The organism is Microcoleus sp. MOSTC5 (assembly GCF_036701825.1).
GTDB lineage: Bacteria > Cyanobacteriota > Cyanobacteriia > Cyanobacteriales > Microcoleaceae > Microcoleus > Microcoleus asticus.
The window spans coordinates 25,112-47,546 of sequence record NZ_JAUBRK010000063.1 but is presented as its reverse complement, the minus strand read 5'-3'; the positions used below and the strand labels follow the sequence as shown (position 1 = coordinate 47,546).

Below are 22,435 nucleotides of genomic sequence, written 5' to 3'. Positions count from 1 at the left end.
AATTTAACAGGCTTCTCAATTCACATATCATTTTCAGTCTTTTTTGTCAACTCCTAATACTGAACCGACGCCCTAGGGTGCGTCAGTCGATTTTAGATTTTAGATTTTAGATTTTAGATTGACTCCACAGTGCTAGGGTGCGTCAGTCGATTTTAGATTTTAGATTTTAGATTTTAGATTGACTCGACAGTGGTAGGGTGCGTCAGCAGTTCTTGATTTTCAGGCGCGGGCGTGGAGTCATAAGCTGACGCACCCTACAAGTTAACGACTAAGATAGATTGAAGCTGCATCAAACCTTTAATTGTATAAAACTTGACATGATGGGATTAATCCTGGAAGCGCTGGAAGCAATGGGACACAATGTCCGCTGGATGTCTTGGAATTTGTTTTTGGCTTTAGTACCGCTGGGCCTGAGTTTTTTGCTGTTTCGCAAACCCCGATCGCGCTGGCTGCTGTGGGGTACGGCTTTTCTCCTGGGCGCTACTTTTTTGCCCAGCACGCGCCACGTTTTGGCCTATCTGAAGCACATTGTGCAAGATGTGGGCAAAACTTACGTTTTGGGGGCGATCGTGATTACGCTGGCACTGATGGCTTTAGACATCTGGGTACTGCGACAGCGCGGAGTTCGCTCTCTCCGCTGGTGGGGCGGTTTTTTGGCGTCGATCGCCTTTTTGCCCAATGCGCCCTACGTTTTAACTGATATCATTCACCTGATCGAGCAGATTAAAGAGGGGTACTCGGTGTGGACTGTGGCTCTAGCTTTGATCCCGCAGTATCTGGTGTTTATGCTGCTCGGGTTTGGGGCTTACGTGCTGTCGGTGATGAATTTGGGTTACTATTTGAAGCAACAGGGTTGGAGTAAATTTATCCTGGCAACGGAGATAACTATACACGCACTTTCGGCGATCGGGATTTATTTAGGGCGATTTATACGCTTCAACAGTTGGGACATTCTGACTAACCCCGATGCGCTGGTTAACACCGTAATGAACGATTTGATTGGCAAGCGTCCGGTTTTAGTAATGGCTGTAACTTTTGTAGTAATTGCTGTTTTGTATTGGGTAATGAAACAAGTAATTTTAGGGATGAGCCAGCGGTTTTACAGCAGCCAATCGCAGTCGGAGTTAGCCGGCGACAGCGCGACTTCTTCCAGCTAGATAGATTTGAGATTTGAGATTTGCTCCACAACTAACGTCCCAACTTTTTTATCTCCTGGCCTAATTTCTCTGCAAATATAGCAACGGGTCTGACGATGAAAACGTTCTTAATTGTTAAAACTTTTGGTTTTATTGTCTTGGGCATAAGTGCCTTCAGACCCGACTACCGAAAGACTCGGGCTATATCAGTCTTTCGGTAATGCCATTTTTTTACCTGAACTCTTGAATAAATTACTGCCACAATGGGTAATAAAACTTGATATGTTAGAAAAGTTGAAGTAGTTCTGTAAAAAGCAAAGATGAATCGATTTGACCGTCAGTTGTGGCAGAGATTTATTGCGATCGCTCAACCTTACTTTTATCCTTTAGAGCCTGGAGGCGGCAGAATCTTTTTAGGATTAGTGGTGCTGTTGTTGATATTTCTCTTCGCTGCGATGTTTGTGGCTGTCAGTGTTGTCAGTTTGGGTACTCAAGCCTTTTTTCCAGAGGCTTTTAACGGGGTTGCGGCTGGCTTAGCTACTTTGATCAAAGGAATTATCTACTCACCGACAATTGCGATCGTTGGTTTAATGCTAATTCTCCCGTTGGCTGCTTTTGTCTTTTTCAGAAGCAAGTTGATACCGCGCTGGAAGCAGTGGATAATGTTAGCTCTGCTGCTATTTTTGTCGCTGTCTGTTAGCGGCATCAACGTAGTAATTAGCTACATTGGTAACTTTTTTACGACATCACTTGCTGAAAAGGATCAGACCACTTTTTGGCGCTTTATGTGGGTGTATGCTGGAGTTTTTATCATCGGTACTCCGATAGTTGTTGTTTACCGCTATACCCAAGAGAAACTGGGACTGTATTGGCGAGAGTGGATGACTGATAGTTTCCTGGATAGATATTTTCAAAACCGCGCTTATTACGAAGTAAACTCTCAGAAAGAAATCGACAATCCCGACCAGCGAATCGCTGAAGATATCAAATCATTCACTAGCACGAGTTTAGATTTTCTGCTGCTGATGTTGGGAGCAGTTATTGATGTTATTTCTTTTACGGGTATTCTGTGGTCTATTTCTACAAGTCTTTCGATCGGACTAATTATTTATGCTGTCTTTGGGACGGCAGTAATGATAATTATTGGCAAAAGGTTGATAGTTTTGAACTTCAATCAGCTCCGCAAAGAAGCCGACTTTCGTTATGGCTTAGTTCACATTCGAGACAATGCAGAATCAATTGCTTTTTATCGGGGAGAAGCACAGGAATCTGTTCAGGTGAAACACCGATTTTTAGAAGCAGTTCGGAACTTTAATTTGCTAATTGGGTGGCAGCGTAACCTGCAATATTTTACACTCAGCTATAAATATGCAACTTATATTATCCCCTCTTTGTTCCTGGCTTCTATCTACTTTTCAGGTAAGATCAGATACGGCGATATTACTCAAGCTGAATTTGCTTTTCGTCAGGTTTTAGAGGCATTTTCTTTGGTTGTATATAATATTGAAAGCTTGAGTGCTTTTGCAGCGGGAATTAATCGTCTAGCTACGTTTAATGAGTCTTTAAAAGATGAAAAAAATGTTGTTCAACTAGACTTCAGAACAATCGATACAGTTATAAATTCGCAATTGACACTGGAACACGTTACTTTAGATACTCCGAAGCATCAAAAGACTTTAATTAGCGATTTGTCGGTAGCCGTGTCGCCAGGGGAAGGACTGTTAATTGTCGGTCAAAGCGGTGCTGGGAAGAGTTCTTTGCTGCGAGCAATTGCGGGTTTGTGGGACTTGGGAACGGGCCGTTTGGCGCGGCCGGAACTCGGGGAAATGCTGTTTTTGCCGCAGCGTCCTTATATGATTTTGGGTAGTTTGCGATCGCAACTTCTCTATCCCAACAGCAGCAGCGAGGTTGATGAGGAAAAATTGCGCCGCGTTTTGGCATCAGTAAACTTAGCAGATTTGCCGGACAGATTGGGCGGTTTTGATGCGGATTTAGATTGGGGTGAGATTTTGTCGCTGGGAGAACAGCAGCGTTTAGGTTTTGCTAGATTGTTATTGACGGAACCGAGATACGCTATTTTGGATGAGGCGACAAGTGCTTTGGATTTGAAGAACGAGCAACATTTATACGAGCAGTTGCAAGCCACTAAAACTACGTTTGTGAGTGTCGGCCACCGATTGAGTTTAGTGAAATATCACCAGCAGGTTTTGGAACTTTTGGGCGATGGGAGTTGGCGGCTGGTTTCGACGGAAGAATACCGCGCTAGTGCGAAGGTTTTTGACTGATAAAGCGTTGCTTTCATGAATTGTGAATTTACTCGGTTGTTGGTTCGCGGTGGGTGGTGGCGCGGTTGGAGATTTATAGTTTGGTTCTACAGATTAATCGCCGCGCCTCCACCCACCCGACAATAGGTTCTACGGGTAGGATCGCAGCAACAATTAATGCCGATCGATTCCCGGTTACTCCTACCCTTTTAAATTACTGTAGTTTAGACTAAAAAATGATTGCAGCCAAAAGTAGCCGCCTTAGAATATCCGGCAAGCTGTTACTCAAAAACTCAAGAGGGAGAAGATTAAATAACTAATCTTGAAGACTTTTTACGTCGAGAAACCCGTTTTTTCACAGTGGGATATCGCGGTGCTACCGTCCGTACCCTTCCTTTTTCCCAGCCGGGGGATTTTCCCCTCTGTTTAGGCATTTTTGCGGGAGTACCAATGTCAACTAAAAGCGACAACATTGATTGAGCAACACGTCCAGGGGTTAAATTAATCGTAGCAGATTGCCAAGGTAATACATTCTCAACCACTAAATCCCTAGCTAGCCAGAGTTGCCAACTCATCAACGGCATTAAATCACTCCAACGCTCGGATTGTTCGGGAGTTCTCAGGTTAGGCAATGTCCAGTGTAGTCGTTGCTTGGCAAACCTATACCAATGATCCACTCCAAAACGTCGTAAATATTTGAACCAGACTGTTTCTAGAGGGAGAGTTCGTTCTCCCACCCAAGCCAACCATAAGGGTGGAAATGGCTGACCATTTGACATGGGCTTCATTCTTGCGACGAGGATTAAATTGACTCTCTGTCCAGGCGCACGATAAAAATGTAAGTCTAGCCATTGACTGACTCGGACTTGTCCCAAATCTGGATGAGAGTCAATTTCGAGCGCAGTATCCGCTTGAAGCCATGTGGCTGGGTCGCCCGGCCTCATTTTTGACCCATGTTTCCGTGGTCTGCCACGACCACTATAGGTTGGTGGTGCTGACCACAAGCAGGCATTCTTTCGGACTCTCATTAAACAATCAGCTTGAATATCTGCTTGCGCCAGTACCCAATTTGCATTGCCATATTCTCGATCTAAAACTGCTAAGACTGGATTGATGCTCTGTTCACAAACAAGTTTGAGTTGGGAAGCTGCTTTTTCTATTGGTGAAGACCAACTACTAATTCGTTCATGTAGTAGGGGTAATGCCCAACTTCCTTCTGCTTCGGGTATCCACGCAATTGTACTGTACCCCTGTCCAATAATTACGCCTTCGTGATATTCATGGGTTCTTTCTTGTAATGTTTTGGCATCTGCTCTCCCCCATGCAGTATGGTCGATTGCCACTAATATGTGTTCCGTTGGGGGTGCTTCCTCCTGTAATTGCTGGAAATACAGCAGCATCAGTTTTTTCCGGTCTGGTCTACAATCTTGTAATGCCTCGTAGATGCTTGACCATTGACGATGGAATAGCGGACTGAGCGAAAATTCCGCCAAACAGGCTGCATTCGGGCGTGGTCATCACTGCATCCATCAGCTCGAATGTTGCATCCTTGCCTCGTACCAATAACTCGTATGCTTCTTGACGAAAGTCCTTTAATCGTTCACTGTTCATTTAAGGAGTGGATAGGTTTTTATTTTTCACCCTCATTCTCTCCTTAACGGTGGCTCTAGTTCTTCTTTGGCCACCGTTCTCATCTTTAGTTAGTCTAAACTACAGTAAATTAAAGAATTAAAAAATTGAAGAATTGTGAATCACTGATTCTGTATGGGTTTGGATCGCGGGCCTAAAGTTGCATTCTTTGTTGAAACTGGTATCACAATCGATAATTGAGTATAAATATCTAAAACTGCCCAAACAGCAAAAAGCAAGCTGAACGTTTGCAGGTTCGATTCAATTGCTCGCCCGCGAGAACTCACATAATATAATAGAAGATAGATTTTTTTAGTATAGGCGAGATTCTTACCTTGACTACTCCGATTCCTCAAAACTTTGTGCAAACGATCGCCAAACAGCGCGCAGTCACAGATGCCGAGTTAGAAACAGTCTTTATGGCTCTTGACGGTCAATCTACGGCGACAATTGCAACCAAGCTTGGCATTAGCGACATCGCCGTTCGCAAAAGACTCGGCGAAGTTTACAAAAAGTTTCAGATCGGGGGGAACGGCCCTGGAAAGCTTTCGGAATTGAGGCATCAGTTGCTGTTTTCATACCACACCGACCAGGGAACGAGCGATTTTAGTCGAGGTAAAGGATCTCTATTCAACCTGGCGGCCGGGGGCCGACAGCAAGATTGGGGTCAAGCACCGGATGTTTCGGTTTTTTACGGACGGACTGAAGAATTAACTACTTTAAAGCAGTGGATTTTATCAGATAATTGTCGCCTGGTAGCGCTGCTGGGTTTGGCTGGTAGCGGCAAAACAACTCTGTCGGTGCAGTTGGCAAAACAGGTACAGAATGAGTTTGATTTTGTGATTTGGCGATCGCTGCGATCGACACCAGCACCATCCGACTTCCTGAGTAACTTAATTGAACTTTTTTCTAACCAACAAAAACCCGATCTGCCGTTAGCGGAGCCCTCGAAGAGGATCGACCTCAACGGCAAAATTTCGCGCTTGGTAGAGGAGCTACGGAAGCACCGCTGTCTGCTAATTTTAGACGATTTTGAAGCGGTTCTCAGACCCCAAGAATTAGCCGGACACTACCGCGAAGACTACGAAGGATATCGAGATTTAATTGTGCGGCTCTGTGAAGTCAATCACAATAGCTGTTTAGTGCTAGTTAGTTCGGAAGAACCTACGGAACTGGCTTTGTTGGGGGGAGAAAAAGTGCGGTCTTTAAAACCTGCGATTTCCGAGGAAATTGCGCGGGAGATTTTCCAAGAAAAAGGTTTATCTGCTTCAGATCGAGAGTGGAAAATCTTGTTATCGCGGTACGGAGGCAATCTGTTAGCGTTAAAGATTGTAGCGACAACAATTCACGAGTTTTTTGAGGGGAATGTTTTAAAGTTTTTGGAAGCAACGGCGTTATTTATTGAAGAACATATCAGCAATTTGCTGGCCCAACAGTTCGATCGAATGTCTAGTTCTGAACAAGAGATTGCTTACTGGATTGCTATTGCTCAAAGCCAGATTTCCCTGGCGACTTTACGAGAGCAGATGTTGGTCAATTCATCGCTTTCTGATTTGCTAAAAAATCTCGATTCTCTGGGCCGTCGCTCGCTAATTGACAAAATCAGTGAGGGCGGGGAAACGGTTTTTATGCTTCAGCCTTTGATCGTGCAATATGTGACCGACAGATTAGTCGAGCAAATTCGAGCAGAGGTTTTGGAGACGGTTAAGACGCAAGGAATAGACAGAATGGGGCTGTTGAAAACTCACAATTTGAGAGTCAATATTGCTAAAGGAAAAGGAGGGAAAGAGGCTGGAAGCAGCTCTATTTTAGAATTAGTAAAAAATCGGTTGCAAGTGTTGTTTTTGAAGACTACAGGCTCTGAAGAACCGCTCAATATCTTGAATAAAGTTGCCTCCGATCTGGAGGATAAATCGATTCTTGAGGTGGGATATGCTAGGGAGAATCTGGCGGCAATTATTTCGGAACTTCAGTCTTAACAAAAAAGCGATCGCCCTTTGACAAAAGCGATCGCCCAATTTTCAACACAAACAGACTTCGATAAAATTATTTGACAATTCCAAAAACCGATGCAGATTCAGACCCGATAATTTTGCCCAAAGTCGGCGCTTTTTGAGCTTGGGCAATTCTGGGAACCAAAAATCCCTTCGCATAAATCTGAGGATTGTCTTGAGCGATTTGGATATAAGATTGCCGGACTGTGGCGTTCACTGCCACAGTCTTCGCGTCGTAAACTTGCATCGCCATGTTGGGATAAAAACCAATGCCGACAATCGGTATCAAAAAGCAAAATGCGATCGCCACTTCCCGAGGTTTAGCATCAATAAACGGTGCATCACCAGGCAAAACGCAACTATTACCAAAACAAACCGCTTCATCCAGATTGTTTCTCTGATTCTGCAAATTTAGATCCTCAAGGTCGCAAGCCGCTAGTGTCCCACAGTTGTAGAATAACTGTCGCAGCATTGAGAGCAAATAAATCGGCGTCAAAATGAGTCCAACTGCCGCCAGGAACACTGTCACCGCGCGGAAAGAACCGCTGTACATATCGCTAGTGGCGACGCCCACAAACACTGACAATTCGCTAGCAAAACCGCTCATTCCCGGGAGTGCCAAAGATGCCATCGCGCCTGCGGTAAACAAGGCAAACACTTTCGGCATGACTTTTCCAATCTCGCCCATCTCGTCCATGATCATTGTATGGGTGCGATCGTAAGTAACGCCAGCCAGGAAAAACAATACTGAGGCGATTAAACCGTGGGAAATCATTTGCAACAGCGCCCCGTTGATTCCCAAATCCGTGAAAGAAGCAATACCCAACAACACGAATCCCATGTGAGAAATCGACGAATTCGCTAAGCGGCGCTTCATGTTCGATTGGCCGAAGGAATTCAACGCGCCGTAGATAATATTGACCACGCCGAGCACCGCCATAATCGGTGCAAAGTAAACGTGTGCTTTGGGGAGAAGTTCCAAATTGAGCCGAATCAGTCCGTATCCGCCCATTTTCAGCAATACGCCGGCCAGAATCATCGACACGGGAGAAGATGCTTCGCCGTGGGCGTCAGGTAGCCAAGTGTGGAAGGGGAAAATCGCCAGTTTCACGCCGAAGGCAATTAACAATCCCGCATAAAGCAGTAATTCTAAACCCAGTGGGTAGTCCTTCAAGCCTAGTTCTACCATGTCGAAGGTGGGGGTGCCTCCGCCGTAGAATGCCATTGCTAAGGCAGCTATTAAAATAAAGATGGAAGCGCCCGCGGTGTAAATCAAGAATTTGGTAGCTGCGTAGCGGCGGTTTTGTCCGCCCCAAATCGAGATTAGCAGGTACACGGGAATTAGTTCGAGTTCCCAGACAATGAACAGCAGCATGATGTCTTGGGCGACGAACACTCCTATTTGTGCGGAGTACATCACCAGCATCAGGAAATAGAAGAGTCTCGGCTTGCGATCGACTTCCCATGCAGCAAAAATAGATAGCGTCGTCACCAATCCCGCCAACAGTACCAGCGGAACTGACAGTCCGTCAACGGAAACAGACCAGTTGAGCCCTAAAGAAGGTATCCAGGAATATTGTTCTACGATTTGGAAACTAGAGATACTCGGATCGTAATGTGTCCAAAACACCCAGCACATTAATACAAAATCTGCAATACCTACGCCTAGCGCATACCAGCGGACGGTTTTGCCGTCTGTATCGGGCAGAAAAGGGATGGCGAGGGAAGCTAGGAGGGGTAGGATGACTATTGCGGTCAGCCAAGGAAATTGATCCGCTATCATGATAGTGAGAATAAATACTTAGTTGGAAGTTACCAAGATTATAATACTAAATTTAATCAAAAATTAAGATTTGTAAATAAATCTTTTTTTTTTAGAGATATGCAGAGTAAATCTGCTAAACACAACTTGCTGCAAAAGTCAAGAATTTTTGCAGTTATTAGTCAGGAGTCATTAGTCGCTGTTTAGCGGTTGACAATTACCGATGACAGATTACTCTGTTGTGATGCAGTGGAAAACACTCAGCTCGATCGAGATAAAGTCAAGAGTCGATCGGCGAAAGATGCTATTAAAGGGAGATACGCCAATTGCGATCGCCATTTTTCCGGTATTCCCCCCTCCCCGTAAAAAGCCCCCGCCAACTGTCCGTAAACCGCACCAGTTGTATCCGCGTCGTCGCCCAAATTCACAGCCAACAAACAGCCTTCGGCAAAAGAAGAACTGTTGTAAAATGCCCAAAGTGCCGCCTCCAAAGACTTGACAACATAACCAGTACCTTTGATTTCAGGAGGTTGTCGCCGTTTAAAAGAACCAGCCGCAATCTCATCAATCTCTGCTACCAGCGGATTTGCTGCCCAATATCCCGAAATAGGACAATATCTTTCCGAAAGCAACGCATCTTTAGCAACTCCATTCACAGCCCCCGCAATTAAAGCACCAAAATAACGGCAAGCATCCACACAAGTAGCAGCACCGTGAGTAGTTCTCGAACTTTCGGCAGATTTTTCTATTACTTCTAAAGGATTTTTAGCATAAAACAAAGGCACGGGAGCCAAGCGCATAATCGAACCATTTCCAGCAGTCCCAGCATCGGTAGAACCACAGAAAGGTTTTCCTGTATTTTTAAACTGCCAAAGTGCTTGTCGCACCGTATTGCCAATATCAAAACACGCACCAGTGCTGCTCAAATGTCCCTCTCGCCACCACCGCACATAAGTTTCTAACTGATGGACAGGATCGAAACCTTGTTTCTCAATCAAACTTTCAGCCAAACAAAGAGCCATCGAAGTATCGTCCGTCCACTCGCCCGGTTGCAGTCGAAACGGGCCGCCGCCAATCATATCGTTAATAGGTGTAAATCTTCCGGGGCGACAGAACTCTAAAGTTGTTCCCAAAGCATCGCCAACTGCTAAACCGAGAAGACTGCCGCGATAAAGTTCTATTTGCTGCATAACGTAATTGAAAATTAATAATTAGTAAGCGCTAGTGAATTCAAAACCATTTCTCTCTGCATCTTACCTGCCTGTATAACAATCGATGCCAAAATTGTCAAATTCTCTCATTCTCTCTTCTCTTAATTCTCTTTCTCTGTGTTCTCTGCGCCCTCTGCGGTTCATTAAAACAAAATCTTGTTCACAAACGAAATAGAATTGCCCTAGCTGCCGTTAAAAATAAAAAAACAAGACTTTTTCCCCAAATGCTGAGGCAAAAGACGAGTCAGGCTAATATTGATGTTAACCTGTCCCTACCCGAGATCAAACTGTCCCATGACACCCGATGCCTCCGCCGCAGCCGCTGCTGCCGCCCCTCAATCAACACCCGAAGTCAGCTTAGAGTTGCAAGTCCGACTCAAGACAGAAGATGGACAGCTACTGTTGCTACTCCCCCCAGAAACCAACAGCGAACCCGCAACAGCCACGGCCTCGACTTGGACTGAACTTTGGCAGCAGCTAAAAGTCAGGCTGAATGCAGGAGAACGCTTTTGGCAGCCTAACGCAGAAGTACAATTGATGGGGAACGATCGACTTTTAGATATCCGCCAACTGCAAGAGATAGCCTCTGCCCTCTCGGAAGTGGAACTGCAACTCAAACGAGTCCACACCAGTCGCCGCCAAACCGCCGTTGCCGCAGCTACGGCAGGCTATTGTGTAGAACAACAGCCTCCGGTTTCTTCCCTGAATAAAGCCGCTGCCGAAAAACCGCAATCGCTGGCGGAACCTTTATATTTGCAGATGACAGTGCGATCGGGCGTAGAAATTCGACATCCAGGCACGATCGTACTTTTGGGAGACGTAAATCCAGGCGGCTCAGTCATCGCCGGAGGCGATATCCTAGTTTGGGGCCGTTTGCGGGGAGTCGTGCACGCCGGTGCCGGTGGCAACACCAAAAGCGTGATTATGACCTTGCAGATGGAACCGATGGTGATTAGGATTGCTAAGTATGTTGCCAGAGGCCCAGAAACCTCACCCGCTCAGTTTTTCCCGGAAGTCGCCTATGTGACGCCTCAAGGGATTCGGATCGGTAGAGCCTCTGATTTTGACAAATCGCAGTTAGTTGGGGGTAATGAGTAATCGATAATTGGTAATTGGTAATTGGTAATTGGTCATTGTTAATGGGTAATTGTTAATACTATTTCTCTTTAAGCCTGCACTCGATCATTTTTGCCTTGGGTAAATCAGTCACTAAAAGACGATTTTTAAAATCAGTGCAAATTAATAGATAATTAGTAGAACAAGGAGAGTATTGAGTGTTGAGTTAATTCACTGAATAACAGATTACTGCAAAATTTCCAAAGAATAATTGCCAATTATCAATTACCAATTTCCAATTACTAATTCCCAATTACTAATTCCCAATTACTAATTCCCAAGAAATCTAAAATCGCTTATGGCTCGCATTATTGTTGTTACATCAGGGAAAGGCGGGGTAGGAAAAACCACCTCCACAGCCAATCTCGGCATGGCTTTAGCTAAGCGGGGACGAAACGTTGCCGTAATTGATGCCGATTTTGGTCTCAGAAATTTGGACTTGCTGCTGGGCTTAGAAAATCGGATTGTTTACACGGCATTAGAAGTTCTCGCAGGAGAGTGTCGGTTAGAGCAAGCTTTGGTGAAAGACAAGCGGCAGCCGCGCTTGGTGCTGTTGCCGGCTGCCCAAACTCGGATGAAAGATGCCATCAGCGCCGAGCAAATGAAGCAGCTTGTGGGGATGTTGGGAGCAAAATACGACTACATCTTGATCGACTCTCCTGCTGGAATTGAACAAGGTTTTCAAAATGCGATCGCCCCGGCCCAAGAAGGCATCATTGTCACCACTCCAGAAATCGCTGCTGTCCGCGATGCCGATCGAGTCATCGGCCTGCTGGAAGCCAACAACGTCAAGAAAATCAACCTGATCGTCAACCGGATCAGACCCGCAATGGTGCTGGCAAATGATATGATGTCGGTGCAAGACGTGCGGGAAATCCTCGCGATTCCGCTGTTAGGCGTCGTTCCCGACGACGAGCGCGTCATCGTTTCCACCAACCGAGGCGAACCATTAGTATTGTCGGAAACGGCCTCTTTAGCTGGAACTGCCTTCGACAATATTGCCCGCCGCTTAGAAGGCGAAAAAGTTGAATTTCTAGATCTCAATCCCCGTCGGGAAAACTTCTTCACTCGTCTCCGCAAGTTCTTAAACACTAAAATTATGTGATGTGCTCATTGGCGATCGGTCTTTAACCGCAGCAACTGCATCACAAAAACTAGCCGAGATTTCCCCCAGTGACACCAGTTCCCAAAAAGAATGAAACTGTAGGTCAACTCCAAACCCTTAGGGAATGAGTGATTCCCCAATCGAAAATCGAAAATCGAAAATCGAAAACGGTATGACCTTTTCTATGCCTAACCCTTGACAAACCAGCCCGACCCATGATACACACACTTCTCGAACGACTTTTCCCGCGCACCCCTGACAACAGCCGCGACGAGGTAAAACGGCGCCTCAAACTGGTTCTAGCCCACGATCGCTCAGAACTCAGCCCAGAAATGGTTGAGTCGATGCGCCGAGAAATTCTAGAGGTGGTATCTCGCTACGTGGAAATCGATACCACCGGGTCTGAGTTCTCGCTGGAAAGCGACCAGCGGGCCACAGCACTAATTGCAAATCTTCCGATTCGGCGAGTCAGGCTCGAACATCCACCGGAGAATTTGCCCAAGACTTTGCCCCAGAATCGGCCCGAGTATGTACCTGAGTATGTACCTGAGTATGTAGTCGAAACTCTCCCCGACACTAGAGAGTGATAGGGATTAACATTTTCATCTCAGACAACGAGTTCGATCGGCTCGCCATTAAAATCAAACTATCTCTCTACAATTAAAATCTTGTGGGGCGGGAACTCTTAGCGCGCTCTAAATATGCGATCGAAATGGGAAAAGTTTGTGATACCTGAAAACTCATGAAGTTAATCCTCATAACAACAGTCCGGACAGTTTTTTACAAGGGTAGTGGCGAGGAAAGCTATCCAGGGCTTAAAGTACAGTCAGATTCAAAAAAGGACTGCGCCATGGATAGCCTACAGAATATTCTAACGGACGCACTGACCACAGTGGGTCATTTCACAAACCGCAACGAACCTTTCTCCTCGCATTCTTGACGAGCCTATTCGTCGTCTGTGGTCGAGCCAACTACACCAATTTAAGCCGCTATAGTCCCCTGTCAGAGCGAACGTTTCGTCGAAATCTAAACAGAGGAATTGGGTTTGAATCGGTGAATAGTCATTTGATTCAAACCCACGGTTCTCGGGAAGGAGTTCAAATCCTAGTGGTGGATGCGACGTTTCATGAAAAAAGTGGTCGTCATACACCCAATCACGATCGGTTCTACAACGGCAAGAGTGGTCAAGTCGAGACGGGATTGGAGTGGTCGGTGGTGGCAGTGGTCGATGTAGAGCAGAATACAGCCTATGCGTTATCGGCTCAGCAGACGGAAGCGGGCCTGTCCGACCGAGCTTTAGCAGCCGAAATAGAGCATCAAGTCTGTGGGAATCGAGTCGATTTCTATTTAGGCCATCTAGCCTATTGTCAGACCTATGTACCCAAACGAATTGAATATGTGGTTGCTGATAGCTTCTACAGCAAACGGAAATGGGTGGATGGGGTCGTGAACCTGGGGTGGAATGCCATTGGAAAACTGCGACAAGACGCGAATTTAAAATATCTGTATCAAGGGCCACGTCGGTCTGGTCCTGGTCGTCAGAAAACCTATGACGGCAAGGTTGCCCCATTGGAGCGACAATTAAAATATTTCACGTTAACTGAGACCTTAGACGATGGGACAGAGCTGTGGACTGCCGTGGTCTGGTCGGTTTCTCTTGACCGCCGGATTCGTGTAGTTTGCAAGCGTGCGACTCGTCGAGGGGAAAGAGCGGTATATTCTGTTGTTTTCCACCGATGTTAATCTGAGCGCCAGCCATATCTTGGCTTATTATCGTGCTCGATTTCAGATTGAGTTTATCTTTCGTGATGCCAGACAATATACCGGAATGGTCGATAGCCAATCTCGCAATCTGGATGCCTTGGATGCCCAGGTCAATGGTAGTTTGACAGCCCTAAATTTAGCCAAAGTCACCTTGAGACAAGAGGCTACCGTCACAGCTCAACCGACACCAGAGGTTATTTCATTTTCTATAGCGTCGTTCAAACGAAAAGCTTTAAATGAGCATTTACTAGAACTATTTATCGCCATGTTTGATTTGGACCCGACTTTGATTAAATTAAATCCAAACTACCAAAAGCTTCTAGAATACGGCTCTCTCAAAGCTTGACCGACCGAAAATCTGTCCGGACTGTTGCATAACTAATCGCTCTTTCCAGAGTAGCTTGCGTCCAGGACTATCTTAATAACTAATCGCTCTTTCCAGAGGAGCTTGTAACTGAAGTTCTAAGGGTCGGTCGGAGCGAATTTCTAAACCGGGTAAATCATGTTTGACTAACATTTTTTCGCCTGTTTCAGCAGTTGCAAACGGCCAGAGTACCCAGCGGCTGCCAGGGGAAAGAGTGCTTAAACTTGCAGAGTTTTGAGTCAGCCAAATAATCGACAGTTTCGACCGATTATCGATCGCATCTTCTCCAGCATTAACTGCCGCTAAAGTTTCCAAAACTACCCTGTTCCCCGAGACGAGTCCAGTCCCGGCAGTCCAAAGTTTGACGTTTAACAGGCGCTTGCTAGCATAGAAGTACAGGGATGCAGCTACAGTTACGGCTCGTTCAAATTCTTCTGGTTGCCACACCGCAGCGCTGTCGAGAGCAATAATAATTTCTTGACCGCCGGCTGCAACTTCTAATTCTCTCACTCGCAGTTCTCCGTAGCGGGCGCTGGTGCGCCAGTGAATCAGGCGGGTGGGGTCTCCGTGGCGGTAAGGTCTCAGGTTGCGGGTGAGGCCTTCGGTAGCAGCTTGCGATCGACTGCGATTGTAAAATTGCGGGCTGTCTTCTTGACCGATGCGATCGATCAAAGGGCAAGTGCTCAACGGCAAAACTTGTGGATAGACAATTGCCACCGCTTTGACTGGGCGACTGCGCCGGCACCAAAACAACCCTAAAGGCGCTGCAGTCCTCAAGTTTACCTCTTGCCACCGATAGACGCCCCGCTGCCGGACTTCTAGATAATATGTATCCCTGTATATACTGTTAGGGTCTATGACTTCGATCGGGCGGACGATTGGTTCTCCCAGTACAAACGGCAAGATGTCTACCACTTGCAACAAAGTCTTAGGTTCGCTGGCGCGATTTTCGATTTCTAGTTCGACGGTGATTCGATCGCCCGCACTCACCGGTTCGATCGGGCGGCGGCGGACTTCCAAGGAACGGAGCGATTTTCCCGGCAAAACCGCCGCTACTCCCAACAACGCCAAACCCCCACCGCTAAGCGCGTACAGCCACCCAGACATTGTATTGGTCGCAGACCCAAAAAAGAAAACCGTCATCCCCAAGAGCAGCCAACCCGCGTAGGCGGGGCTAACAGCGCGATTTTCGAGCCAGTCGGCAATTTTGTGACCGATGTTCATAGGAGTTGCAATTGTTAATTACTCGATCGCCCCATCAAGCCTAATTGTAAAATATTCTCAGCATTTAGCACCGAATTAGCTGCGAGCCATTAGATTAGAAATCGGGCATTTTTTCGCAATAAATCACATTGACCCCGCCCAAAAACGGATACAAGCCCCCGACACTCAGTCAGGGTCGCTCCCCAAATTTTAGACTCTAGTTCCTGCTCCCAGATTAATCTGTGGAGTAAATCTAAAATCTAAAATCTAAAATCTAAAATAGACTGACTGGAGACCAAAAAATGAACCCATTAAACAATCCTACACCCGTTCAACCAGAGGCTCAAGCCCGCCGACGAACACCGCCGCCACCGCCGCCCTTGGCTGTAACACCCGCGCCTCCTGCACCCGCGCCTCCTGCACCCGCTCCTGCCCAGCAGCGGCCTGTCGAGACACCCGTCAGCACGATCGAACAAATGGTCAGAGATGCCCATAGCGCAGGAGCTTCCGACATTCACATTCGAGTCGGCCAAGTACCTCGATTTCGGATTCGGGGTGTCATGCAAGTAGCAACCACCCACCCCAAAGTAACGCCAGAAATTTTTGAACATTACCTAGCCGAAATTCTCACCCCCGAACAGCGAAAACAGTTTGCAACTACCAAGGAATTAGACTCAGCAATTTTTTACCCTGGCTTCGTGCGGTGTCGGCTAAACTGTTTTGATTCCCTCAGCGGCGGTGCCCTAGTATTGCGGTTGATCAGTTTGGAAATACCTACTATCGATTCCTTGAGGTTGCCAGAAGTTTTCAAAAATATCATTTTGCGATCGCAGGGATTAATATTGGTTACGGGGCCTACCGGTTCGGGGAAATCGACAACCGTAGCTGCGATGCTCGACCACCTCAATCAGATGGAGCAAAAGCACGTAGTTACAATTGAAGACCCGATCGAATTCATTCACCCCTCTAAAAAATGCTTGGTCAGCCAGCGGGAAGTAGGCTTGCATACCCACGAGTTTCAGCAGGCTTTGCGGGCAGTTTTGCGGGAAGATCCGGATGTAATTCTGATCGGGGAAATGCGCGATCGCGTTACCATCAATACAGCATTGCAAGCAGCTCAAACTGGTCACTTAGTATTGGGAACTCTCCACACTCGCAGCGCCATTAACGCTCTTAATCGGTTGTTGAACCTGTACCCGCCTGAGGAACAACAGGCGATGCGGATTCAAATTTGCGATTCTTTAGTAGCGGTAATTGCCCAACTTTTGCTGCCAACAGTGGACAACCGTCGGGTAGCAGTTCACGATATTTTGGTGAATACACCTGCCATGCACGATTACTTGATGAAAGGTGCTGATGACGAAGCTTTCCGGTTGATGGAACATGATACTTACGAAGGAATGCAGATTATCAACCAGGGTCTTTACAAACTGGTGCTCGAAGGCAGAGTGACGATCGAAGAAGCAGCAAAAACTTCTCCCGAAGCCAGCGATTTAGACCGCCGCTTGCGGACAGGAGGCTACGATGTTGCGGACGCTCGCGGCTTTGAAGGCAGCAAAAAAGAACGCACCGTTCGCGCCTAGTAGCACGACACATACAGGGGTAGGCACAGCAGGACTACCCCACCGCTCGGGTAGCAATTTTTTCAGTGGAGCGAAATATTGGACGTTATTATGCGTAATATTACTTAAATTTTTTATTTTATTTAGTAGCAACAAATACATTTTTCTTAAGTAATAAAATGCTATTATCAATGTCAAGTATATTGTTAAGTTTTTTAAACACCGACCCTACTTTACATTAACTTTAAAATTGCGTGAAAACTCGCAGGTGATTACAAAGAAATAGTAAAGATCTGTTCTTAGTATTGCCAACAGTCAGCAACTTAAGTTTATAGTTGTAGAGACAAATTTTGAACAGAGAAGGTTCCGACTTTGCCGAACGCAAAAGTAAGCAGGTAAAAAAAGCGCTTAATAAAACTACAAGTAGGCTTAATACAAGTAATTAGTAGCAGAGCCGATCGCGTGTCTTTCCGATTAAGTAGCTTTCAGTCTAAAAAATCCTAAATCTAGACAGGCTTTTAAAGATTCTGTCCATCAAAAATCAGTTTAACAATTTTGAATCAGCAACCGTATTCCTAGAAATTAAAGGAGACCAAAAAGTGAAGAGTGCATTTAACCCCTCAGAAGTGTTTGAAGGTGCCAGCAAAGCAGAAATCATCGATCGCATCCAGCAGCTAGTTCCCCCGGGTTCCCCGGAACCGCAAGATCCTGAAATGCTCGCGGCATTACAAGCTCTCACCGCACAGCTAATCGCAGCCTATCAAGCCGACGGACAATTAGAAAGCGAACCATTTAGCGACGTGCGCGATCGCACAATTCACCTATACGCATCTGCAGTCAGCAGCCAAATCAAAGGAAAAAGCATCCTCATTACCGGTGGAGAAGGATGTGTCGGTCGTTTCTTAATCGCAAAACTCCTCGAACTAGGCGCCACGAAAATCATTTCCGCAGACAACGCCCGATGTCAAAACCCCGAAGAAAATCTCCCGCTTTTTACCAAAGAAGGTGCAGTAACTTTCTATGCCGCAGACATTCGCAACTTCGAGGCGCTGAAACACATATTTGAGATAGAAAAACCAGAAATTGTTTTTCACTTAGCAGCCCAACGCCAACCCGGACTAGCTGAAATCAAAATCAGAGAAACAGTTACAACCAGCCTGTTAGGATGTAAACACATCATCCAACTGTGCGAAGAATACGGCATAGAACACTGCATCTTCTCTTCCACAGGCAAAACATCTCGATATTTTACAACCGAAGTTTACGCCGCCTCCAAAAAGTTTGCCGAATGGCAATTTGCCAAAGCAGCTCAAGAAGGAGATGTCACTTACGGGATGGTTCGCTTTACTCATATGTTGGAAAATAGCTTGTTTTGCGAGCAAATGTCTAACAAAGTAAAGCAAGGTAAAACTGTCAACGTTCACGCACCGCACCGCTACGTAACCGCTCAAAATCTTGTCGAAGCCGTACATTTATTGCTGAATTCGCTGGTTGTGTCCGTTCCCGGAAAACTGAAATTTGTCGCCGTGAGTAATCTCGGGTGGCCGACAGAAACCTTGGAAGTAGCTCTTTATAAAATTCTTGAATCAGGCAAAAATTTGCCGATTTATTTTCAAGGACTTTTGCCGGGATACGAAGAACCATTTTTCCTCGGACAGTTTGACTGGAAAAAACCTACAGACATTCACCTCCTAATTAATGTTTTGGAAGATCCTTTTAGAAGTGTTGATGATGCTGGTGACATGGTGAGTGTAGAATTAGCTCCTTTTTCTTTGCGCGTGTTAGATAAACAAGTGTCGAAGCTCGAAAGCTTAATCGGCGATCCAGATTTCCCGGAAGTGCAAATCAAGCACGCTCTTGTCGCAGCAGAAAAAGAAGTGATTGCTTCCTCTTTTGCGTGGAGTTCCCCCGAAGACTTGTTGAAGATTTTGCAGTGGGGGATACATCCGAAGAAATTGCAAGGTTACGGAACGGAAATCGCTGACTACAGCGAGATTATCGAACTCCTCCTGCAAGGAATATACGGGCGGCTTAACCAAGAAGTCCTGAACAGTGCTGGAGTTACTGCTGATGAATTTGATGACTTAGTGGAGAGTCTTTCTACGCTGGATTCTATTCAAGCAGAAGTGGGATATTTGCGATCGGTGTCGAGATATATCAGAGAATTTGCACCCCCCGCACAGTTCACCACCAAAAAATCTGAACCTTTTGCTATCCCCGATGCAGCGTAGCTTGAACATAGTTTTGAGTTTGGAGATTGCTTCCTGACTGGCCACCCACAGGGGGTGAATGAGCTAAACATCGACCAAGTTGTTAGTTGATTACAAACAGAACACCCAGAAACCAGTTTTCTCCAAGAAACCTGGTTTCTAAGCGTGTTTAAGGTTTAGTTAAATTGATATACTTACCATTTTTAGAATCGACATGATATGATATTATTTGCGATCGCATAAGAGCAATCAAATTAATTTGTAGCGAGGACACCAGTGCGAGTAGTTTTATAAGGACTTAAGTCATCATTACCAACGTTATAAGGGTGATTTTTCGCGCGCATGATATGATGATACTTTAGATAGCGTTGTGCAATGAGTTAACAAAGATGCGATTAGATTAAATGAACTCAATGAACGCAACAAATAAAATTAAATTAAGGTACTAGAATTGTGGAAATTAATCAGCTACTGTTTTTATTGATTGATGTTGTGCTATTGGCGATCGCCCTGATCCTTCTCATTCCCGTTGCAGTTCTATTTCTAGAATGCAGTGCAGCTTTCTTGTCCGGCCTGGGCGAGACAGCGGAAACTAAAGCCCCCCGCCCCAAAGTAGCAGTTTTAATTCCCGCTTACAACGAAGCAGCAGGAATTGCCGCCACCATCTCCACCATATTGCCGCAGCTAACACCTCAAGACCGCTTGTTAGTGATTGCTGACAACTGCACGGACGCCACGGCAGAAATCGCCCGTAACTGCGGTGCAAGTGCGATCGAGCGCCAAGACACACAACGCAAGGGCAAAGGATACGCACTGGATTTCGGCTTGCAGTCGATCGAATCCGACCCCCCAGAAGTAGTAATCATGGTTGACGCAGACTGCATTTGTCAGCCAGACTCTATAGAAAAATTAGCCCGTGTTGCAGTTGCCGAACAAAGACCAGTGCAAGCGACTTATTTAATGGAACAGCCGCCCAATCCTACTCCGAAAGATTCAATTTCTGCTTTAGCCTTTCTCGTGAAAAACTTAGTCCGTCCCAGCGGATTAAAACAGTTAGGGTTTCCATCATTGCTAACAGGAACTGGCATGGCTTTTCCCTGGTCGATAATTCGATCGGTTACTCTAGCAAGCAGCAATATTGTTGAAGATATGCAGATGAGTTTGGATTTGGCGATCGCCGGACATCCAACCGTATTCTGCCCCGAAGCCAACGTCACCGGGTGTTTGCCGCAGCAGCAGCAAGCAGCCAAAAGTCAAAGAACCCGATGGGAACACGGTCACATACAGACATTATTAACTCAAACTCCCCGGCTGACAGCAGCATCTTTACAGCAAAAACGGTTTGACTTATTGGCGATCGCCCTTGACTTATCCGTCCCTCCCCTTTCGCTGTTAGTCGCTATCTGGCTAGCAGCTTTTGCCACCTCATTACTAGCAGCAACCCTCGGAACATCTCCAATTCCGGCCGTCTTGTTAGGACTACAAGGATTGCTAATTTTAATTTCAATTGTCGGCGCTTGGGCTAAATTTGGGCGTGACGACATTTCCGGTGCAACTCTTTTATCTGTTCCTTTTTACATCCTGTGGAAAATTCCTTTGTATCTGGGTTTTCTCCTGAAGCGGCAAACCAAATGGGTGCGGACAGAACGCGATGTTTAGTATTCGGTAGGGTGCGTCAGCCAAATAGTTGACTCAAATCAAAAGTCTCGTTTCTGACACACCTGACGACGAATAAACGGGTGCGAACAAAACGCTAGTTATTTTGAGGTTAAACAAAGTATCTTACCGCATCTGAGATACAATTATAACTTAGCCTGCTGAAGACAAAGATTAGGCACTAATCCCTTTTTCTGAAATAATTCGATCTACTTCATAAGAATTGATATATCAATTAAAATCACATGAGAAACTTGTTCTTTTGGAGGCTTCCCCCATCTGAGGCGGATTTTTCAAGGCTGTGGGAGGATGCTACTTTTGTTTTTGATACAAATTTCCTCCTCGACCTATATCGAGTATCGCATTCTACGGCAGAGAATTTTCTAAACATACTACAACAAATTAAGAACAGAATTTGGTTGCCTTACCAAGTAGCAGATGAATTTTTGAGGCGCCGAGAAGAGATAATTGCTTCTGAAGTAGAATCTTTTCAAAAAGCTCTATCGGTAATTGAGAAATGGAAATCAGAACAACAGAACTTTAATAGTCTTCGGGGTTCTCTTAGGCAAACAGGAAGGATAGTATCTGCTGAGGTGGATTTTTTGTTTGGCGATCAAAAACACTATCTTGATGCAGTTGATGCTGTGGAGAAAGCTTTTCGAGAAAAAATAGAACAAATTACTAGCGATCATTCTTCACTGCATTCAGATAAAGACAGCATTCTAGAGAACCTTCTTTTATTGTTTGATTCAAAAGTAGGGGAACCCTTTAATGAACAAATATTGCCAAATTTGTACAAGGAAGCTGATGATAGGTATAAACGAGAGAAGCCTCCTGGTTTTATGGATGCTAAAGAAAAGGAGGATGAACGGAAGTATGGAGACTTTATCTTGTGGAAGCAAATATTAGAATTTGCCAAAAAAGAATCTCGACCAATTATTTTCGTAACTGGAGAAAAGAAAGTAGATTGGTGGATCAAGAAAAATGGCCAAATAATTTCTCCGCACGTTGAGCTAAGGCGCGAATTTCATGAGTATGTACACCAGCCATTTTGGATGTATCAAACTCAAGATTTTCTTCAAATAGCTAAGGATAAATTAATGGTTGAGATTGACCCAAAATCTATCGAAGAAACAAATGCTATTGCTGATATTGAGTTGGTTGATGAGCAGGATAACGACACTTTAAGACAAGCTATTGAACAAATACAAATTTCTAATTCTGTCATGCACTCCCTAGACCAAATGAAGATGCGTAACTCTGAGTTAATGAAGGCAGTCGCTCAAATTGTCAAACCCAACTCTGTACAACAATTGATGGATGAGCACATGAAGGCAGTCGCTCAAATTGTCAAACCCAACTCTGTACAACAATTGATGGACGAGCACATGAAGGCAGTCGCTCAAATTGTCAAACCCAACTCTGTACAACAATTGATGGACGAGCACATGAAGGCAGT

General features: G+C 45.5%; 14 protein-coding genes and 1 pseudogene. 11 read left to right on the top strand and 4 right to left on the bottom strand.

Annotated features, from left to right (window positions below; genetic code table 11):
• Positions 1-317: 317 nt before the first annotated feature.
• Together QUA54_RS27450 and QUA54_RS27445 are read left to right on the top strand one after the other, a co-directional pair.
• A complete protein-coding gene (locus QUA54_RS27450; protein WP_333417413.1) occupies positions 318-1,157 on the top strand; it encodes a DUF1361 domain-containing protein in 840 nt (279 codons plus the stop codon).
• A 299-nt stretch (positions 1,158-1,456) separates the two neighbouring features.
• Positions 1,457-3,421 carry an ABC transporter ATP-binding protein/permease gene (locus QUA54_RS27445; protein WP_333417412.1) on the top strand — a complete coding sequence of 655 codons (1,965 nt, stop codon included), beginning with the start codon at positions 1,457-1,459 and terminating at the stop codon, positions 3,419-3,421.
• 287 nt (positions 3,422-3,708) lie between these two features.
• Here QUA54_RS27445 and QUA54_RS27440 read toward each other — a convergent pair whose 3' ends face one another.
• The gene (locus QUA54_RS27440) at positions 3,709-4,893 is read right to left on the bottom strand and encodes an NF041680 family putative transposase (protein WP_333417411.1); all 1,185 of its coding nucleotides are present in this window, start codon (positions 4,891-4,893) and stop codon (positions 3,709-3,711) included.
• A gap of 471 nt (positions 4,894-5,364) precedes the next feature.
• Here QUA54_RS27440 and QUA54_RS27435 point away from each other — a divergent pair, with 471 nt between their 5' ends.
• Positions 5,365-7,008, top strand: a complete 1,644-nt coding sequence (locus QUA54_RS27435; protein WP_333417409.1) for an NB-ARC domain-containing protein — start codon at positions 5,365-5,367, stop codon at positions 7,006-7,008.
• Positions 7,009-7,075: 67 nt separating this feature from the next.
• On the opposite strand, the gene QUA54_RS27430 is transcribed toward QUA54_RS27435, so the two are convergent.
• Together QUA54_RS27430 and QUA54_RS27425 are read right to left on the bottom strand one after the other, a co-directional pair.
• Positions 7,076-8,806 (bottom strand): NAD(P)H-quinone oxidoreductase subunit 4, encoded by a 1,731-nt coding sequence (locus tag QUA54_RS27430; RefSeq protein WP_333417407.1) that lies wholly within the window; start codon positions 8,804-8,806, stop codon positions 7,076-7,078.
• Between the two features lie 239 nt (positions 8,807-9,045).
• Positions 9,046-9,975, bottom strand: a complete 930-nt coding sequence (locus tag QUA54_RS27425) for an ADP-ribosylglycohydrolase family protein (RefSeq protein ID WP_333417405.1) — start codon at positions 9,973-9,975, stop codon at positions 9,046-9,048.
• A gap of 315 nt (positions 9,976-10,290) precedes the next feature.
• Here QUA54_RS27425 and minC point away from each other — a divergent pair, with 315 nt between their 5' ends.
• From minC to QUA54_RS27405, 4 genes and pseudogenes are all read left to right on the top strand, one after another.
• Positions 10,291-11,094 carry a septum site-determining protein MinC gene (minC, locus tag QUA54_RS27420; protein ID WP_333417404.1) on the top strand — a complete coding sequence of 268 codons (804 nt, stop codon included), beginning with the start codon at positions 10,291-10,293 and terminating at the stop codon, positions 11,092-11,094.
• Between the two features lie 316 nt (positions 11,095-11,410).
• Positions 11,411-12,217 carry a septum site-determining protein MinD gene (minD, locus tag QUA54_RS27415; RefSeq protein ID WP_172190817.1) on the top strand — a complete coding sequence of 269 codons (807 nt, stop codon included), beginning with the start codon at positions 11,411-11,413 and terminating at the stop codon, positions 12,215-12,217.
• A 215-nt stretch (positions 12,218-12,432) separates the two neighbouring features.
• A complete protein-coding gene (gene minE / locus QUA54_RS27410; protein WP_333417402.1) occupies positions 12,433-12,804 on the top strand; it encodes a cell division topological specificity factor MinE in 372 nt (123 codons plus the stop codon).
• A gap of 349 nt (positions 12,805-13,153) precedes the next feature.
• Positions 13,154-14,327, top strand: a pseudogene (locus tag QUA54_RS27405) (transposase).
• A gap of 72 nt (positions 14,328-14,399) precedes the next feature.
• Here QUA54_RS27405 and QUA54_RS27400 read toward each other — a convergent pair.
• A complete protein-coding gene (locus QUA54_RS27400) occupies positions 14,400-15,569 on the bottom strand; it encodes a DUF58 domain-containing protein (protein WP_333417400.1) in 1,170 nt (389 codons plus the stop codon).
• Between the two features lie 281 nt (positions 15,570-15,850).
• On the opposite strand from QUA54_RS27400, the gene QUA54_RS27395 reads away from it, so the two are divergent.
• The 4 genes from QUA54_RS27395 to QUA54_RS27380 all read left to right on the top strand — a co-directional run.
• The gene (locus QUA54_RS27395) at positions 15,851-17,131 is read left to right on the top strand and encodes a PilT/PilU family type 4a pilus ATPase (RefSeq protein WP_333417398.1); all 1,281 of its coding nucleotides are present in this window, start codon (positions 15,851-15,853) and stop codon (positions 17,129-17,131) included.
• Between the two features lie 578 nt (positions 17,132-17,709).
• Positions 17,710-19,341, top strand: coding sequence for a polysaccharide biosynthesis protein (locus QUA54_RS27390; RefSeq protein ID WP_333417396.1), 1,632 nt, complete (start codon positions 17,710-17,712; stop codon positions 19,339-19,341).
• 432 nt (positions 19,342-19,773) lie between these two features.
• A complete protein-coding gene (locus QUA54_RS27385) occupies positions 19,774-20,979 on the top strand; it encodes a glycosyltransferase family 2 protein (RefSeq protein ID WP_333417394.1) in 1,206 nt (401 codons plus the stop codon).
• A gap of 242 nt (positions 20,980-21,221) precedes the next feature.
• The coding region (locus QUA54_RS27380) for a PIN domain-containing protein (protein WP_333417392.1) at positions 21,222-22,435 on the top strand (1,214 nt) is incomplete at its 3' end.

Coding starts and splice junctions, on each gene's coding strand:
- minD (WP_172190817.1), top strand. CDS start 11,411: ATGGCTCGCATTATTGTTGTTACATCAGGGAAAGGCGGGGTAGGAAAA.
- QUA54_RS27425 (WP_333417405.1), bottom strand. CDS start 9,975: ATGCAGCAAATAGAACTTTATCGCGGCAGTCTTCTCGGTTTAGCAGTT.
- QUA54_RS27450 (WP_333417413.1), top strand. CDS start 318: ATGATGGGATTAATCCTGGAAGCGCTGGAAGCAATGGGACACAATGTC.
- QUA54_RS27400 (WP_333417400.1), bottom strand. CDS start 15,569: ATGAACATCGGTCACAAAATTGCCGACTGGCTCGAAAATCGCGCTGTT.
- minC (WP_333417404.1), top strand. CDS start 10,291: ATGACACCCGATGCCTCCGCCGCAGCCGCTGCTGCCGCCCCTCAATCA.
- QUA54_RS27430 (WP_333417407.1), bottom strand. CDS start 8,806: ATGATAGCGGATCAATTTCCTTGGCTGACCGCAATAGTCATCCTACCC.
- QUA54_RS27395 (WP_333417398.1), top strand. CDS start 15,851: ATGAACCCATTAAACAATCCTACACCCGTTCAACCAGAGGCTCAAGCC.
- minE (WP_333417402.1), top strand. CDS start 12,433: ATGATACACACACTTCTCGAACGACTTTTCCCGCGCACCCCTGACAAC.
- QUA54_RS27445 (WP_333417412.1), top strand. CDS start 1,457: ATGAATCGATTTGACCGTCAGTTGTGGCAGAGATTTATTGCGATCGCT.